12 protein-coding genes are annotated in these 17,681 nt (G+C 58.7%); 5 read left to right on the forward strand and 7 right to left on the reverse strand.

From position 1 onward, the window contains the following. Nucleotides 1-5 precede the first annotated feature (5 nt). From AAW00_RS07145 to AAW00_RS07155, 3 genes are read left to right on the forward strand one after another with little or no spacing between them, the layout of a single operon-like run. A complete protein-coding gene (locus AAW00_RS07145) occupies nucleotides 6-179 on the forward strand; it encodes a hypothetical protein (protein ID WP_156169994.1) in 174 nt (57 codons plus the stop codon). Beyond that, nucleotides 176-778, forward strand: coding sequence for a hypothetical protein (locus AAW00_RS07150; RefSeq protein WP_052761825.1), 603 nt, complete (start codon nucleotides 176-178; stop codon nucleotides 776-778). Before AAW00_RS07145 ends, AAW00_RS07150 begins: the two co-directional genes overlap by 4 nt. Next, nucleotides 775-966, forward strand: a complete 192-nt coding sequence (locus tag AAW00_RS07155; protein WP_047003709.1) for a helix-turn-helix transcriptional regulator — start codon at nucleotides 775-777, stop codon at nucleotides 964-966. The genes AAW00_RS07150 and AAW00_RS07155 overlap by 4 nt, the downstream gene beginning before the upstream one ends. Here the strand turns inward: AAW00_RS07155 and AAW00_RS07160 are convergent. Then, on the reverse strand, nucleotides 963-1,946 hold the full coding sequence (locus tag AAW00_RS07160; RefSeq protein WP_047003710.1) for a hypothetical protein: 984 nt from the start codon (nucleotides 1,944-1,946) through the stop codon (nucleotides 963-965). The genes AAW00_RS07155 and AAW00_RS07160 overlap by 4 nt on opposite strands. Nucleotides 1,947-2,022: 76 nt before the next feature. Here AAW00_RS07160 and AAW00_RS07165 point away from each other — a divergent pair, with 76 nt between their 5' ends. Beyond that, nucleotides 2,023-2,832: a class I mannose-6-phosphate isomerase gene (locus AAW00_RS07165; protein WP_047003711.1), complete on the forward strand. Its 810-nt coding sequence runs from the start codon at nucleotides 2,023-2,025 to the stop codon at nucleotides 2,830-2,832. On the opposite strand, the gene mmsB is transcribed toward AAW00_RS07165, so the two are convergent. From mmsB to AAW00_RS07185, 3 genes are all read right to left on the reverse strand, one after another. Beyond that, nucleotides 2,826-3,695: a 3-hydroxyisobutyrate dehydrogenase gene (gene mmsB, locus AAW00_RS07170; protein ID WP_047003712.1), complete on the reverse strand. Its 870-nt coding sequence runs from the start codon at nucleotides 3,693-3,695 to the stop codon at nucleotides 2,826-2,828. The two genes, AAW00_RS07165 and mmsB, sit on opposite strands and share 7 nt — an antisense overlap. A gap of 970 nt (nucleotides 3,696-4,665) precedes the next feature. Continuing rightward, a complete protein-coding gene (locus AAW00_RS07180) occupies nucleotides 4,666-6,387 on the reverse strand; it encodes a nuclease-related domain-containing DEAD/DEAH box helicase (RefSeq protein WP_206539324.1) in 1,722 nt (573 codons plus the stop codon). 4 nt (nucleotides 6,388-6,391) lie between these two features. Then, the gene (locus tag AAW00_RS07185) at nucleotides 6,392-11,248 is read right to left on the reverse strand and encodes a protein NO VEIN domain-containing protein (protein ID WP_156169995.1); all 4,857 of its coding nucleotides are present in this window, start codon (nucleotides 11,246-11,248) and stop codon (nucleotides 6,392-6,394) included. 66 nt (nucleotides 11,249-11,314) lie between these two features. Between AAW00_RS07185 and AAW00_RS14940 the strand changes: the two genes are divergently transcribed. Next, nucleotides 11,315-11,464, forward strand: coding sequence for a hypothetical protein (locus AAW00_RS14940; RefSeq protein ID WP_156169996.1), 150 nt, complete (start codon nucleotides 11,315-11,317; stop codon nucleotides 11,462-11,464). A 76-nt stretch (nucleotides 11,465-11,540) separates the two neighbouring features. Here the strand turns inward: AAW00_RS14940 and AAW00_RS07190 are convergent, their stop codons facing one another. From AAW00_RS07190 to AAW00_RS07200, 3 genes are read right to left on the reverse strand one after another with little or no spacing between them, the layout of a single operon-like run. Next, the gene (locus AAW00_RS07190; protein WP_047003715.1) at nucleotides 11,541-14,666 is read right to left on the reverse strand and encodes a helicase C-terminal domain-containing protein; all 3,126 of its coding nucleotides are present in this window, start codon (nucleotides 14,664-14,666) and stop codon (nucleotides 11,541-11,543) included. Beyond that, complete coding sequence (locus tag AAW00_RS07195; RefSeq protein ID WP_047003716.1) at nucleotides 14,656-16,503, reverse strand: phospholipase D family protein; 1,848 nt, start codon at nucleotides 16,501-16,503, stop codon at nucleotides 14,656-14,658. Before AAW00_RS07195 ends, AAW00_RS07190 begins: the two co-directional genes overlap by 11 nt. Continuing rightward, nucleotides 16,500-17,678 (reverse strand): DUF6361 family protein, encoded by a 1,179-nt coding sequence (locus tag AAW00_RS07200; RefSeq protein ID WP_047003717.1) that lies wholly within the window; start codon nucleotides 17,676-17,678, stop codon nucleotides 16,500-16,502. The genes AAW00_RS07195 and AAW00_RS07200 overlap by 4 nt, the downstream gene beginning before the upstream one ends. Between the last annotated feature and the right edge of the window lie 3 nt (nucleotides 17,679-17,681).

Below are 17,681 nucleotides of genomic sequence, written 5' to 3' on the forward strand. Positions count from 1 at the left end.
TTGACATGACAATCGACATTCCGTCCCTCGTCCTCGCCGGCGCGATCCTGGCCGTTTCCGCGCTCGCCAGCCTGGGCGGCATATCCGAAGAGGTCGCGCAGAACGCTTTCATACTCCTCCCGCTCGGCGCCTTCGTCTGGTCGCGCAGGCAGGTCTGCCGCGGCGAGTGCCGGGCATGAGCGTGACGGCAACTCCGCGCGCCCGCCCCGGCATCTGGGCCGGGCTGTTCGCGGCCAACATGGCGGTCATCGCCGTCTTTCATATCACCGGCGCGATCGAGCCGCCCGTGCCGTGGATCCTGCTGGCACTGAACTTCGTGCTGCTGATACCCTTCACCCGTGCCGCCCGCTTACGCCAGGAGCAGAAGGGCGCTATGAGCCCGGCGCTAGGCCGCTACAATCGCCGCGTGCTGATCGCGGGATTCGCCTACATGGTCGCCATGCTGGTCGCGGCGAACGTCGCCGACGCCATCGGCACCGGGGCGCCCATCCTCTGGGCGGTGGCCGTGCTGCCGATACTGCCCGTGCTCGCAATGATCGCGGCGATGGCGCGCTACCTCAAGGAAGAGGACGACGAGTACCTGCGGCTTCGCGCGGTCAACGGCGCGCTGGCGGGCCTCGCGCTGGTGCTGATCATCGGCACGGCCTGGGGCTTTCTCGAGATGTTCGGGTTGCTCCCGTCGATCTGGGCCTGGTGGGTCTTTCCCGCCTGGTCCATCGGGCTAGGCGCCGCCATGTGCTGGCCGCGCGGCGATGCCGGGCTGGAGGCGGGCGAGTGAACAACCGGCTGCGCGTGCTTCGCGCCGAGCGCAAGTGGAGCCAGCAGGACCTCGCCGACCGGCTCGAGGTCAGCCGCCAGAGCGTGAACGCCATCGAGACCGGCAAGTACGACCCCAGCCTGCCGCTCGCCTTTCGCATCGCCGACGTGTTCGGGATGCCGATCGAGGAGCTTTTCCAGCGCGACTAGAAAAGGTTTTGCGGCAGCGGCACAGCCAGGCCCGCCTGCCGGGCGATCATCTCGATCCACTGGCCGACCTGCTCGATCTCCTGCGCCAGCGCGGGCGAAGGCGCGGGCGGAGCTTCCATCGCGCCGCCAAGCTTGGCGTGACGGCGAAACAGCGGGCCGTCGACAACGGTCTCGATCTGGACCGGGTCGGAATCCAGCCCGGCCAGCGCCAGCACCGCCTCCACCGTGTCGGCGCGGTCGACGTCGAAGCGGTCGCCGTCGAGCGAGCGCAGCCGCGCGCCGTTCGGCCCAGCCAGCAAACCCGCGAAGTATCGTTGCGACAAAAACCACGCAAGACCTGCGGCCTGCAGGTCGGTCATCAGGAACTGCTCGCGCCCGTCCATTCCCAGATCCATCCCGGCATAGCCCATGGTCTCGAGATAGAGCTGCCGGCCCCAGCGCCGCCCCATCAGCGCGCGCCTCTCCACACTGGCGAGAAATGTCGGCAGGGGGTTGGTCATAAGCACCGCCGTCGCATGCGGTGCGGCGCCAAGCAGCGCGGGGATGAGCGCATTGGCATGGTTGGTCGGCTTGACGAAGACCGCCTCTCCCTCTCCCCACGGCCGCGAGAGCAGCGCGACCACCGGAGGCACCAGATCGCGCGCCGCCGCCCCCGCTCCGGCCAGCTGGGCGACGATGCCCGGCTCCGCCAGTCCGACCGAGACACGCGGCACGTTCAACGCACGCGCCAGCAGGGTCGAGCGGCAGAAGGCGGTGTGGAAGATGAAATGGATGGGCCCCGTCGCAGGCCGCATTGCGCGCACTCCGTCGAGCGACAGCCAGACCGCGCCCTCTGCCGCCTCCGGCTGCACGTCGGCCAGAAAGCCCGGCGAGGTCAGCACGTCGCGCCCGATGCGCACGAAGAGCATCCGCCCGCCCGCCATGTCCAGCGTGTGCGGCAGCCAGTGCGGATCGGCGGCAATTGTCGCGGCGTCGGTCATGCCTGCCGCCCTACCCGTTCGCCGCTCCGCGCAAAAGAGGCTGGAACCGCCCGCCGCCCCCGCGCATAGGCAGGGCATGATCCTTCCCATCCGCACCGTCGAGAAGCCTTGGGGCCGCGACATCCTGCCGCCCCCCTTCACCGCCCCTGACGGAAAGAGGATCGGCGAAATCTGGTTCGAGCCGCCCGAGGCATTGCCCGAGCTGCTGGTCAAATACCTCTTCACCTCAGAAAAGCTCTCGATCCAGAACCACCCCTCCGACGCGCAGACCGAGGCGCAGGGTCTCGGCAGGCAGGGCAAGGAGGAATGCTGGCTGGTCATCGAGGCCGAACCGGACGCGACGCTCGGAATCGGTTTTCGCGAGGCCGTCGACGCCGAGACCATGCGCGCCGCCGCGCTCGACGGGTCGATCGAGGACATGCTGGTCTGGCATCCGGTCGCGGCGGGCGATTTCTTCTACATTCCCGCCAACACCGTCCACGCCATCGGCCCGGGCTGCTCGATCGTGGAGATCCAGCAGAATTCCGACATCACCTATCGCCTCTACGACTACGGCCGCCCGCGCGAACTGCACCTCGACGAGGGTATCGCGGTCGCCGACGGGTCGCCCTACCCGGCGGACCTGCACCAGCGCCTGCCCTACCGCGGCCACGCGACGCTGGTGGAAGGACCATTCTTTCGCCTCGATTACGTCGACGGCGAAGCGCCGGACGGGCTCGACTATTGCTATCCCGACAAAGCCCTCGTCCTGCCGCTGGCGGGCGAGGTTCTGGTGGACGGCGAGCTTGTCGAGCCCGGCCAATGCGCGCTCGCGGCGGGCCTCGCCGACGTTACCTTCGCGCCCGAAGGCAAGGCGCTGGTGGCGGCGCCCGTCGCCGCTCAATAGTCGGTGATGATGGCCGAGAAATCCCGCGTGCCGTTGCCCGCCGCGTCGAAGGCCTCGTAGAGCTCGGCGGCCTTGGCGCCGATGCGCGGGGCCATGCCGGCGGTGCCCGCGGCCTCCATCGCCAGCTTCAGGTCCTTCAGCATGAGCGCCGTGGCGAAGCCGCCCTGGTAGTCGTTGTCTGCCGGGGTCTTCGGGCCGACGCGGGGCACCGGGCAGTAGCTCGTCATCGACCAGCACTGGCCGCTCGAAACGCTTGAGATATCGTAGAAGGTCTGCGGATCGAGACCCAGCTTCTGCGCCATCGCAAAGGCTTCCGCCGTGCCGATCATGTGGATGCCGAGCAGCATGTTGTTGCAGATCTTGGCCGCCTGCCCGTTGCCCGCATCGCCCGCATGGATCACCGCCTTGCCCATTGCGTGGAGAATCGGCTCGGCGCGGGCGAAGCCTTCCTCGCTACCGCCCACCATGAAGGTGAGCGTGCCCGCCTCCGCCGCGGCGATGCCGCCCGACACGGGCGCGTCGACCATGGCATAGCCCTCGCCATCGGCCAGCGCGGCGACCTCGCGCGCTGTCGCGACGTCGATGGTCGAACAATCGATCAGCACTGCGCCAGCGGGCGCATTGCCGAACACGCTGCCCTCGTACACAGCCTTCACGATGCCGCCGTTGGGCAACATGGAGACGACCGCGTCCACGCCTTCGCAGGCCTCGGCCGCGCTGCCGAACGTGGCGCTGCCCTTCTCGCGGGCCGCCGCGAGCGCGCCCTCGGACAGGTCGAAGGCGCGCACCTCGTGACCTGCCGCGACCAGGTTAGCGGCCATCCCGCCGCCCATGTTGCCGAGCCCGATGAATGCGATCTTCATGTCATTTCTCCTCGCCCGCCGACCTGTCAGCCTTGGCGCGGCGAGGCAAGAGGGCGCGCAAGGCAAAAGCATGCGTTCTGCGGTTCCTCGCTGCGGCACTGTATGAATAGCGCGGCAACCTGACTGGTCACCTCGTCGGCCACGATCAGGCTATTGGATCATCGGCAAGGTACTGGCGAGGCTAGAGTGCACGTCCTGGGCGAACGGATCTACATCGAAGCCGCCGCCCGCCGTTGCCGCAAGGTAGCGCTCGGCTATGCCCTTGGGACAGCTAGGCGGCTCCATCTCGAGGGGCAGGGCGGCGATCAAAAATTCTCGGGAAAGTAACCGCAACAGCCGCGAATACAAATTCCGGCAGAGTTCTGCGACTTTCGAGTCGCGCCACTCAAACCAAATCATAGCAGCAAATCGTTGCAAACACGTTGCGTAAACCGTCTATTTGACGATTTACTAAATGAGTTGGTGCCCAGAAGAGGAGAGCCGATGGCGCTGAGGTTCGAGTCCTCGATCTGATCGGCACTTTTCTGCTTATTCTCAGTGGAGGTCGGTTCGAGTCCAGAAGAGGACCATCATAAGGCTCACAAGTACCTGATTTATTTTATGAAATTGTGCACCCGTTTTTCCGGAGCCCCGCCAGTGGCCCCTTGGCCCTAAAGCCGAAACGGGTGCGAGTCCTTGTTGGGTTACTCCGACCTGACTGCACTCGTGAATCGGGCAAGCTTGCGCGGTGAGGTTGTGCTCGCCGCACCGCCATTTTGCTGCAAACCTCACATGATCCGTTTGTCGCCCTTCGCACCAACCCGCAACCGCTGCGGGCCAAGCTGATAACCGCGATTATGAAAGGCCTCAGCGGAATGTCCACTGCTCGGCGTTCTGTCTGTGCTGGAAACCCACTGCCGAGATCATCAGCATACGTATCGGCGACCCCGTTAGCAGGAAATAGCGGGACCCTATCTCTACATCATAGAAATTAAAGGAGCCCGTCACCGAGTATTGCCTCGCAAGTCCCGGCGGTGCCGCACAAAGCGAGAATGGATTTTGCTCGTGAAGAGCCCACATACAGATCCGAATGATAGTCTTCATCTGGCAGATGATCGATACCCCACAGGACCATTATTTCGGATTCGAGTCCCTTGAACCTGGCAACGGTTTCCACGACAACGCTCCTAGGGCTATCGTCGTCCAAACTTCCCCAATTTGCCCCAGCCGACAATGCGTGACGCTTCAATGCATCCTGATGAGTCCTCTTGTGTAGTCGATTGGCGATCAGAACAGTGATTGCTCCTGGTGCGACCTTTTCATACACGAGCAGGCGAGAAACGTAGTCTCGAATTTTCCGGGCTTGCGCGTCGATCCCGTTCGCAATTATCGTCTCGACCTGACGTCCTTCGATAATTGGGGCTTCTATCGGGTCACCCTTGTAGTGACGGTAAGCGACCTCATGAATGTTCTTCGTGTTTCTGCAGTTCGTGGTTAGCGGAAAAGGGGCCTCTGGAATAGGGAAGGTGCTGACTCGTTTGTAGAGATTCTGGTTCTCGTCTTCGAAGACATAGAGAGGGGACGAAGTGGCATCCTCGAGCATGCACTCGATGGGTAGCCAGAATTCCTCCTCGAAGTCCTGCCCTTCGTCGACGACGATCGCATCATAGCCTTTGTCTACGACGTCCAAGGCATAGGTGAGGGCTATTGGGAAATAGTGCTTCCAGAGGTCCTTCCCAGGATAGGTGGCTTTGGCCTCTGTGATCAGATCTCGTCCACTGATCCTGCCTGCTTCGTCGATCGTATCTTTGCACAGTTTGTGAAAATGCATCACATCCAAATTGGGCTGATCGGCGCACAGCTGGGCTAGATGCCGCCCAAGAGGTTTGTTGTAGCAGGTCAGCAAGGTCTTGAACCCTTCGCTGGCAAGCCGTCGCGCCTTTTCCGTCGCAAGCACCGTCTTGCCCGTTCCGGCTCCTCCCCCAATGGCAACCCGTCGTTTTCGAGCGAGATAATCCAGAAGCTTGACCTGTTGATCGGTGAGTTCGAGGCGCTTTCTTTCCTCCTGTTCGAGATGTGTCGCGATCAATGGACGCGCTTCGACCACCCGGGCGAACACTCTCGCCATCAATTGGATTCCCCCTGGCCCCAAAGGATCGGTGGTCGCCCCGCTTTGATGATCTGCCCAATAATCGAAGGCATGATTCAGCCAGGACTCGAGATTACCGAGGTCGTTGGCGTCGCCGATCAATTCAGGCGGCGCATTCGGGCCCTGCAGCCTTCGCCCATCGCTCACGTCGGGGAAGAAGGCGGCATGCCCCATTCCAACGCGTCGGACACCCAATCTGTCCCAACCCCTTTGTTCCTTGAGTTTGGTCAGAATGCCGAATTTGGCTTTGACGCCCTGCTGGAAGGGATCTTTGATCTGATGGCGCCGGTTGCGGCCATCGATGGAAGTCCAACGCCCGTTGGAGTAATCGGCTTCGATCCGTCCACCTTTGACTTCGATGACGAGAAATCCTCGATTGGGGTGGCAGACCAAAAAGTCTGCTTCTCCATCGCGAGCCTCCCCCTCGGAGCGTGAAATCCATGCGACGCTGTGAAAGATGTGAAAGTCACCTTTCAGCCTCTTGCAAGCCTCGTAAAGCTTGACCTCTGCCGAAGACGCGATGCCTGAGTAATCGCCACCATAGTCTGGGTAGAGCTTTGCCAAGCCTTCAGTCCTCCAAGAGCTCGAAAGTTTCAAAATTATAAGTCAACATCTTGGTCGCCAACATGAATTTGATCGTGAGTTGGATACCGATGCCCCGTCTGTCGACTTTGAGGATGGTGCCTCTGCCCCAGTTCTTGACTTCGATGCGACGGCCTGCCTTAAGAAGCATTCTCTGATCGCCGCTCTTTTCTTCGGCGATGTCTATCCAGCCTTGATCGAACCAAAACTCATCCGATTTTTCGAACGGATTGCGAATGGCGTGAACGTTCCGTTTCTTCGGATCCAATGCATGTTCCACGACGTAGAGCCAGAAATCGTCGCTCTTCTCGCGAGCAAACTGCATTTGCGTGCGCGACAATTTCACGCCGCGTTCGGTCCAGGCATCTGCCAGGCCCTTCACTTCAATGTATCTCGTCTCGCCCCCCTCTTTGGGTTCCGAGATTATGTCGAATCCGGGATTGTAGTGCGATTGCACTCGGGGATCGAAACCTCTCTTGCCTTCCCAATCGACGACTGCGGCCATTGCTGCCTTGTCGATTTCATCGATACGTTCCTTGTTGCTACCTCTCTGGTCGCTTGAGCTCCTTTCATCGCCCTTTGGCAGGACATAGGAGCGGAGTCGCTGGGTCCTAAGCGAAGGTTTCCGTTCCCTGGGTTCGCCGTTCTTTCCCTTTGACCGACCGTCATTGTTGCCAGACGTGGAGGTCTTTCCTTCCCCATTGGTCGGTTCATCCGCACCATCTGACGACCCCGATCGTTCGCTGCCACCATGTTCATTCCGATCTGCCCTGATGTGTTGGTCCGAAGCGTGCCCACCTAGCGGTGTCTTTCCGTCTGAAGGCGCTTTGCCGTCCCCAAGTCCTTGGCCTTCACCTTGCGGCTCATCGATACCATCGTGCTCGTCTGCGATCTCTATGCCTTCGTCATGAGAATCGTCGGCCGACTCTTCATCTTCTTGGACATCGTCGTCGCTATGCGGAGGCTGAGAAAGCTCGCCAAGGTCCTCGGTTTCGCCGTAGTCGATTGTCTCAGTTGTAGCCCAAGCCGGTTCCCGAAACCCTGCTTGTTGGAGAATGCTGCGAGCATCCTCTTCATCTCTCGCCGCAACGACGTTGAAGGCACACATCGCGAGATGGCCGACATCCACACCGAGCTCGCTGGCGGTCAATGAATCGAATACCGCGCGGAATGCGGGGATCCAAAATTTATCACCGAGGCTGGCTTGCACATACAAGACGCGATCATCCTCTTCGAACAAGGCGTCTTGAGCTTTGGGCTCACTTTCGATCGTTTGGTCTTGGAGCTCCAGCACCGACCGTACTGTCAGCTCATTGGTTCGCACGATCTTCGTCGATCGAAGCGAGGTGGCAATCTTATTGGCCGCCTGAGAGCCCAATGATGGCACCAGCCACATCAGGAGGCTCGATCGTTCGGACAGCAAGGTCGAAGCGGCTTCGTCGGGTTTCGTCCCATCGAGATCCACGGCCTCCCGATGGGTTCGTCGAGATAGCAGCATGAGACCCAAGTGATTACGAAGCTCTCTTTGGTCCAACCGCTCTTCGATCAGTAGGTGATCTATGGCGCCGTCGAATGAATCTGCCAAAGACGCGTTGTCACATACGATTACTTCGTCGACATAGCTCAAGGCGTTGCTTCGCGTTGGTAAGAAAGGCCGCTTTTCGAGCTTGCTCAGGAGCTCTAAGATGGTGTCGATCTTGTTCCTGATGGCACTGGAAATCTTTGCCAAACACTCTTCGAGAATGTTGCGTTCGACAGCTGGAAGATCATTGTCTTCATAGTTTTCGACGATTTCCAAGGCGACGTCGACGAACGCTTCCAGATCCGGGCTGTCTTCGACGCCGAGAAATTCGAATAATTCTTCGAGATCTCTCATCCATTTTGGGGCTGGATATAGATAATGCGGAAATGGCGGCTTGTTCCAAGAGACGCGTGAGAGTGACAGGAAACGCTTCGTTCGGGGGTCGTAGATTATGGGCTGACCCAACAGCCTCTCGAGCGCTGGTAGATCGTCTTCTTTCTTGAGCCGTTCAGATAGCAGCTCGTACGTCGTCTTGCTTGGCTCTCGCTCGCTCTCGAGGCAATCGAGAAGGTGATCTACGATGTCTGACGTTCCCGGCTCTGCAGGCATCTCCAAGAAGTCGAGAAACTTCTTGTTCGCCTTTGTCTTCTGTCCTGGTTGGATCGCGAGATATGGAACCTGGGAGCTAAATCCATCGGCTCGAAGGTGTTGGTACAATTCATGAGGCGCGTACCAGAACCTCGTGTCGACCGCGTCGGTACCTTCCCGGATCGCGGGTAGCCACTCCGTGGTCCGCAGCCAATCGATCTCTTCGGCGTATGCATCCTCCTTCTCGTATATCTTCCCCTTCTGAAAGATGTCGAAAACGACATCGAGCAGGCCCAAGACAGGCGTGCTTGAGGCTTCGCTGGGGTCTTCAGCGACGATCTCCTCGAGGCGTTCGATGACGTGCCGAAGTGTGGGCCAGTCCCGCATGCCCAGCCTTGGAAGGAAGGCTTTCTCGAAGTTGTCTCGGGTGGTTCGCTTCAACATCGAACTCTTCACCCAACGCGATTGATCGTCCCCGAGAATTTCTACGAGCTTGGTAGTCTTGACATAGCAATCTCTCGGAAGCCGGAACTCGTCAGCGTTCGTCCAGACTAGCGGCAAGTCTTGAAGGCGACGCCTCAATCGATCGTTTTCGAGTATCTTGGGGTGCGACGTCAGCTCATCTACCAATGCGGCATATTGCCGGTCCTCGAGCCCCCCCTCCAAGATCTCTTCGAGATGTTCCTCTACGTATTTTTCGAATGTCAGTGCTTCGATGTGCAATCGCTTCTTGAGGAGGTCCTCGACGCGTCCTTCGAAGAACGACATGTCGAGCGTATCGAAGCGGCCGACTGGGTCAGTGAAGTCGCTTGGGATCACTGCTTGTTTGGGGCTCAAGAAGGCCCCGTCGCTGCCAATCAGGAATGGTATGTCGTAGACGATTTCTGAATCTGGATCGTCATCTCCGGTCGGACAATCAGCGAGCAACTCATAGAAACTGCGCAATCTGCTTTTTGTGTTCCCAAGCCATTCGCTCACCGGGTCGTCTTGGTCTGCTTTGGCGCGAAGTGCGGCAAACAAGTCGTCGAGCGTCAAGCGCTCGATGTGCTCATTCAGATTCGGATACTTGCTGAAAGTGTCGACTACGAAGGAAAGGCCGGGGAAGAACTCACTTATTTGATCAATCTTCAACTTCTTGGGTAGGCGGAAGAGGCTACGGATGGGAAGCAGGCTCCCCTCTGATGATGGGGCAAATGGAAGCGAAGAGAGGCGATCAAGGGCGCGCTGCTCAGTCAGCGAAGCGGAGCCAATCTCGCCCACGAAGCGGTTAGCAATTCGCCACAATGGAGCCATGAAGGAATTGGTCTTGGCCGTCACCTTCGAGATGAGCTCGCTTTCTCGATGGTCTCCTAGCCAACGATCCCAAGCGTCGACAAAAGAATGGAAGGTGAGACTTCCACCTCCTAGGGCAAGCAACGACTGCCTATGATTAGAGAGCTCGGGATCGAGCACTTGCACGCCTATCTTGCTCAAGGAATCGTACTCGGGCTTTTCGAAATCTGCCGATCCGATCTTGCAGTCTGCCGGCCTCACCCATTCGCCCAAGGCCGTAATGGCAATCGGCTGTACCTTCGCCTGCCTTTCGATCTCGTTCCAGAACACCTTGAAGTGAGCGCTCGAACGATTGTCGTTCGCTTCGTCGATCAGATCCCAGAGACGCTTCGCGCCCAACACGTCTCTCAATTCAATCAAGTGTGATGCAACTTCTCGTGCAGCAGACTGCAGGAGCATTTCGTTCCAAAGTCGCTCGTGCTGTTGCCCTGACAGGACCAGTGCCCTGCGGGTTTGCTCAGGAAAGAAATCAGCGTTGATGTGGCAAGGGATCGGCGCATCTTGCTCGGTCGGGAGATAGGCATAGAGGCGCCCGACACGTTCCTCTAGGTCGCCGAGGCGGAAGGCGATTTGGCCGTTTGTTTGGCGGTCTAGCCTATCTATGACTGGATACTTGCGGCGTAGGGAAGCAGCAGCCTCGTGCGCATCGAAATGGATCACGTACCAATCTTCGTGATGGTCTGAACCGGCGTAAGCCAATCGTAAACGATTTTCGCCCAGGTCCGTCTTCTGAACTTTTGAAATCGTCACGCCGTTTCGGCGTATTTCGAGTGACCTGAGGTTGCGAAGAAACAAGAGGCAGTCTTCGGCTACGGACACGAGGTCACGCTCGAGGATGTCGAGCTCTTCCGGAAGTAACGGCGAAGCATTCAAAGTTTCGCGAACCGAGCTGCGACCGTCGAAGCACCATGGAAGCTCGAACACCGAGCCGTCTCGAAGCGCGATGTCCATTTCAGACGCTTGGCCAGCGAGAGGATCCAATTCCAGCTGTGTCTTACCGGATCGGATGATCGGCTTGTCCGTGACCTGGTAGACCGACACGAAACCGATCCCGAAGCGACCGATCAGTCCCTCTTCGCCGTATTTGTTGCCGCTTCCTACTGTGCTGATTGCATGAAAGTCGCATGCTCTCTTGGTGCCTGAATGCGGATTGCCCCTGACTTCCCATGGACAATGTCCGTCTTGCGTTTCGCAACTGGAGAACTTGCCGCTGTTCCAAATCCGGAGCGCGTCGCCATCGATATCGAAGACCATCTCTTCGGCCCGGGCATCGTCGGCGTTCTGGATCAGCTCTCGAGCCATGGCTTCGAAGCCTTGCAGTCCGGTGAGAATCGCGCGGATGTTGCCGATGAGAGAAGCCGTATAAGGCCTTGTACGACTTTGCTGCGAAGGCTCGCTCACATTCACCCCTATTCACTGGTCCGTCAAACAGTCAGCATCTTCTGCAGGCACCTGCATGAAATTGCTATGAAACTCTCTGATCCTTCTGATCAACAATCGAAATTTTTGAACTCTACGCAACACGAACTGATGCCTGCTCAAACCGCAGTTCATCCTGAAGCTGTAGAAAATTCAGCTACTGTAGATCCTGACGGCAGGGGTGCACCGGAAACATGATAAAGCCGAGCGGGAACGTCGCTCGGCACGGAGAAACTCAAGAAATTGGAAGAATTTTTGACACAAAGATAGCCGATCACGGCTCGAGCTTGATCTGCAATTCTTCTAGAGCTGCCACGTCGACACCTTCATCAACGAGACGGTCAAGATAGGCCAGCAGGTCGTCTTGCCGCGGTTGCCCAAATGCCAGCCGGTAGAGTGTCAAACTGCGTTTGAGCCAACGTAGCCGCGTGTTTTCTCGACTCATGGGTAGCATTGGGACGCGGCGCTCGACCTTCACCGGACCATCAAAAACCCAATACGGAACAAGTTCGGATTTGCTCGTCGTAGCGCGCTTGGCCGCGTTGAACATCGCCTCCCATGGGTCCGCAGGTGGCTTGGTAGAAGTGCGGATTGCATCGGCGTGTGCCCGGGCAACATTATGCCGGACCGCATGTCCTTTGAACCGGTGAACACGCCCTTCCCTTTGCTCAAGATCGACCGGGTTCCCTGGAAGATTCCAATGGTAGACTCGATAGCAATAGGGATGAAAATCCAAGCCTTCCTGACCAATCGATGTCGTGGCCAGCACGAACGGTCTGAAAGGCGAATTGAACGCATCTCGCACACTTCCGAGCCGCACGGTTCCGCCTTCATCATCCTTGTATTCAGCCAATCGCATAGCGAAGCGACCGCGCATCCTGATGGACGGATGAAAGACGACCTTGCCGTCCTCAACTCCCACATCATCGACATCAATCTGGGAGGGGCGGACTGACAGGGCGTGGGTCATAGCTGCGGCCACGCCGGCGACACGTTCACGCTCGGAGCTCCCGGCCAAACCCTCGCCTTCGACGAGATAATGGGCGTACTCGTCGAGCATTGATTGGAGGTTGTGCTCGACACCATGCGTCAATGCGCTGCGCCAGTAATGGTCATCGCGCTCTTGTCGTAGGAGAGCAACGGCGTCGTGCTGATTGAAGAGCGCCCGAAAACCCCAGGCGATTGATGCCGCGGCGTCCATCAAATGCGGGTCATCCCAAGCCAGTCCTGGCGCAATGCGATGGAGCGCGCGCAATGCACAGACAGCCGGACTTCCCAAGGCTACATCGATCAGCAGGTCCAGCGTGTCGTTGTCGAGCTCCCCGAGGGACGCCTCGGTTGCAGTCCTTCGCAACTCGGCGATGTGCTCTCGAAAGCCTTCCTCCTGGATCGTCCATCTGTAACCGAGATACTGCAGCCATCCGGAAGATTTGGTCTTCAACAATACGTCGATCGTTGCCGGTGTGGACCATTCTGCATCCCTGCTAGCTGCTTCTTCGCCATTTTCCTTGGCGAACAGGTGCCCCAGTGCAGTACGAATACGATCCGCAATCGCTGCGCGCATTTCTGCAACCGACAATTGTTCCGGAGCGCCAGAAAAGACGCTTAGCGGATCACAGATTCTGGCCAGTGTTGGTGACGGATAAATCAGGTGCAGCGCGCGCATAGCAGCCGGGCGACCATCGACCAGCTTGAACTGAAGCGGGCGGCTGCGCGTGGCTTCCGAGTAGGACCGAACCACCGACGCTGCTCCCATCCGCCGTTCGGCCTCGTAGGAAAGCAGTGCGGCAAGCGCATCCGGCACCATCTGCCATGCAGAAAAGACAAGGGCTTTCGTAGCCGGTGTGCCCTCAGATGCCGGGCCATAATATGTGACCGCCGGTGGGAGCCAGAGGTGCTGGTGGAGCCCTGAATCAAACAAGTCAGCCATCAATGCTCGAAGGCGCCCATTAGCCGGATCAATCGGTTGATAAGCTTCGACCTGTTCGCGACTGATGCCCAGCGCCTGCGCATCGCTCAACGCTGATATCAGGGCCGGGTTCGAATTTGCGGCTTTATCCTTCAGGCGATGCTTAAGCGTGTAATCACGCATAAAATTCAAGAGGTAAGGTGCGGACTTCCAATACTCGATGATTTCGCGCGCATCGACGGCTCGCGCTACGCGGGCAAACGCTTCGGCCTGATGGAGATCGGCAGGTGCGAGCGGCACGTCGATCGATGGCTCAGCCAGCATTGAATCTCGCTCAGCAGTACTGCCAACGCGCTCGGTGCGCGACATGACGCGCTTCAGTGTGCGCTGCACCTTGTTGCGCGCTCGCTTGGCGTCGGTTGCGCTCTTCGGCAGTTGCTGGAGTAGCTTACGAAAGCGGCGCATTTCGCGGTCAAGTTCGACCTTGATGGTCGCCCCCTTATCGCGGCCGTAGAGGAACTCGATTGTTTCGAGGAAGTCCTCGTAATGATCGCCATCATCGGGCTCATCGCCCGAGAGCGTGAGCATCTTGTAGGGAGTTGCGGAGAGTAGGAGGGTGCGTGCGCTGGCGGTATCGTCAGAATACTCAAACAGGGCCCGTGCGAGCTCGGCCGGCTCCCCCTCACCGCGCAGCAATTCCCGAAAACGTTGGAATTCGTCGAGGATGATAAGATCCGGCTTAAGCGCACTGACGCAAGCGTGCGATAGCTTGCTCCGTAGCGCCCCGATTACCTCGTTTCGTTTCCAACGCTTCTCGTCAGGGTATGTTGGCTGGCGTCGTGGAAATAGCGAGATCATCTCATCGATTGCCGACAACAGCGATGCATCTTGACGGACTGCCTCGTGGAAGTTCGAAACTATCGTCGGATCAATACCCTCAAGTGACATCCTACCGACACACCCATCCCAGCGGCCATTCCCGGCGTCCACTTGCAGCGCGTTTCTGAGCGGCGTGAACGACAAGCCCATGGCTTCAAGCAGGCGATGCAAGAGCGCCCGTTCTTCAACGACTCCGGTGGTGGATCGAAGATTGAACGTGGTTCCAGGCGTGAGGCTGATGAAATTGACCTTGTTTGCAGACAGATCTTGTTCGCCGCGAAGCTGCAATGGCACCAAGGTCATACGAGTGGGCAAGGCCATCGCACGTTTTCCCAATACATTGAGACGATTGAGATTTTGCGCGGCGATGGCCTGATTGGAGCAGATATAAAGAATGTCGATCCGCTCTGATCGATTCCACAACGCTTCGATGGTCTTGGCGATCACCCCGCGGGCAACCATGGTTTTGCCCAGACCCACTTCGTCTGCGACCAAGAACTGACGCACTGGATCGGGGCCATGCAAACGGTCGAACACATAGTCTACCGTGCGACGCTGAAAGCGCTTGAGTTGAGCGAGTGCGGCGCCCGCGTCGAACGGCTCATTCTCCATTGCCGGACTCCTCCAGCACGGCACGGAATGTCTGCCAGAGGATCCGAAACTCTTCGGGTATTGGATCGGCACCTTCTGTATTTGACTCTGTTAGTCTGGTCATCAGACGATCCACTGCATTCAACCGTCCATCCTTGGCGCAAAGGGCCCGGACGAGTTCTTCGAGCAACGGTTCATCATCGGCCACAGCAATGGCCCACCCTGCCCCACTGCCGCTTCCTCCGACCGCCAAAGCCGCCGCAAATGGATCACCGAGTGCGGTGAGCAAGAGTCTCAGATAGCGCAGGAATGTTTTGCGATCGTTGATCACCGATCGCATGATCGCTGCGTCTCGCTCGGCCGGTAGGCCCTCAATCGGCAAGCCAGTGCTAAAAAGGATGCTTTGACCGGTTGCCCGTTCCTTCATTTCAATCGCCAGAAAGCGTGTGACATCGGCGAGCGGAACCACACCCAAGTCCAAAGCCTCACCGGCTTCCAGTGATGCCTGAGCATCCCTGGCGTGCCCTTCGCCTCGGGTTATCGGCCAAACCCGCACGCGGTTGATGTCCGCAAGTGCAATGCCTCCAGCAGGTGGGACCAGCGACATGCGCCAATTGCCTGGGCCCCAGGTCGCGTCTGCTTCACAACGGATGCTGAGGCATCCGCGGGCAAGTGCCCGCCGAGCAATGAGGAGCACCCTTTCAGCAGCACGCTCGGAAGCGTCAGCAGCAGCCAATTCTCCTGGAATGAAAGCGCGAGTCAGTCGCCCGAACCCGCTTTCGCCGAGAATGGTCTCGATCGACCCCAGCTTTGACGTCTTCCCCGTAAATGTGATGAAGAACTCCACGTTTCGTCCTGAGATGAACGCGGGTGTGGTCGCATTTCCGGAGCCCAAGGTCAGACCGGTATCCCAGTTGTGCTCGGCAACGATTATCTTGGCGTGGAGCCCTTCCAGTGCTGACGAAACAGCTTCCTCGCCGTCTTCGCGCTCGGCCATTTCATCCATGACCGCGACATATTCGAAATCGTCGATTGTTTCGGCTGCTATGCAGGCAAGCTGATCAGACCGGCTTATCAAGACTTCCGCGGATCGACGTGCCTTTCCAGCCAACATCGATAACGCGGCATCGTCGCAAAATGGCGAGACTACACCGATGCGGGTGCATTCCGGTGGTTGCCAAGGCCGTCCTCCGAGCCCGTTGACTGCGAACTCAAATTTTTCACACGCATCAGGCAATGCCCACTCAGCAAAGCGCATGTCTTCGGCGAGTTCCATAGTGAGCGCCCGCTGCTCATCCGGGGCGGGGCTGACCGCAAGATCTGGGAGCGCGGAGAGCAATGCATACAGGGGACGATTGTGGGCCTTAGGCTGGCGAGTGCGGCGTCCGTCGAGACGCACGGCTATGTCCCATGACCTGTCGCGCGTGAGATTGCGCGACAATACGAGCACCCTCAGAAGATCATCGCCATCTTGGTCCAATGGCTTGAACCGCAGCGCCCAGATCTTCGGATGAAAGCTACCCTCTCCTGGCGCTTGGACTTCGACGATAACCTTCTCGAGTAACGAGCAAAGTCGAGATTGTTGGGCAAGCCCCGCGTGGATTTGACCTGCCTCAGCGAATACGGCCAAGCGCCCGGAAATCCGCTCTGCTCCCTCGAGCAGAGCAATAGGATGCTGCAGAATTTCCTCTCTATTGTCGGCGGCAAACAATGCCAGGCTGACCGGCACGGCTAGCGCCGTCTCAAAATCGAGTGAGAATGTCGTCGCTACACCGGCATCGAAGCGATACCCGGGGGGAGCCTGAAGGCTGTCGCCGTACAGAATCCGGTTTTCGGGATCGAGCGTCGCCCTGTTCAACGCTTGAGATCCTTCAGATAGCTCTGTGCGATTGACCAACGAAACTGAAGGCGTCCAGCTCCGGATGCTCCTTGCCAGCGGTCCCGGGCACTCTTGTTTGCAAACCGGGATTGGCCCTTTTTGAGCCTCCTTTCACGCGTCATGACGAGCGCGTTTGCTGCCTCGCGATTGCGGCCCAGACCTCCTTCCTTCCGCACCAAGGCCACCCATTCGGTAACAAACCGCTTGGCCGGATCGAGAACCGAATGTCCGGCATGGCGTGTCTCGTGCCAGAAATCGTCCAGCGACCAGGATGCCAATTCCTTGGTATCGAGTTCGTCGCTCCATTCGGTGAGTGCGGTCTGGTAGCGCTCAATCCAGTCCTCGTTTTCCCGCAGCTCGCTCAACAGCAGATTGTAGAGCAGCGCGGCGCCATGCATGACGCCCGAGAATATCCTGGCATGTTCGACTAGCACTCGTGCTTGAGGCGGGAAATCCGCCATATGCGGATGCAGCCATATTGCATCTGCCTTTGCCTGATCGCTCCGACTTGCCAAATAGGTCAAGAGGCTGTGGGGATGGCGATCAACAAGCCGATCGATAAGAAAGCTCGCCTCGTCCGGTTCAAGATCGAAATCGACAATGTCAGGCCATCCCTTCGGTGGCTGAGGCATGCGGTCGTGCCACAGATGTCTATGGCGCTGCGCACCGCTCATGTCGTCTTCGACGTGATCTTTACTCGTATCCTTGGGCCAGTGCGGCAAGGCGGCAAAGTAGGCCTCAATCGAACCTGGAAATTTTCGGATGCCCCAGCTTTCCAGTCCCGACCAATAGATACTACTCGACAGGCGCTTGAGCTTCTCGCCAGCGTCCTTGCCAATGATGCCAACGGCACCAGGCGCGCCAGCCATCAGCGCCTGGCCAAGTTCGATTTCCTTCTGACGTGCCTTGGCTGCAATGTCTCGCGGGCTGAGATGAGACGGCAGGGACTCAAAAATCCACGGAATGAACAGCATGTACCGCAGCCGCGTGTGAATGGTGCTCGTTCCGGGAAAAAGATGATCGGCTATAGAATCCCTGATCGCGCCAAGCCCAAGCTCGTCGCGGCTATCCTGCTCACGGAACAGGTCCATCAACCGCTGCGCACGATCGCGTTCTGTCTCGTCAAAATCGACCCAGCCAATCGCTGAACTCATTCC

It is taken from the genome of Aurantiacibacter luteus (assembly GCF_001010945.1).
GTDB classification, from domain to species: Bacteria; Pseudomonadota; Alphaproteobacteria; order Sphingomonadales; family Sphingomonadaceae; genus Alteraurantiacibacter; species Alteraurantiacibacter luteus.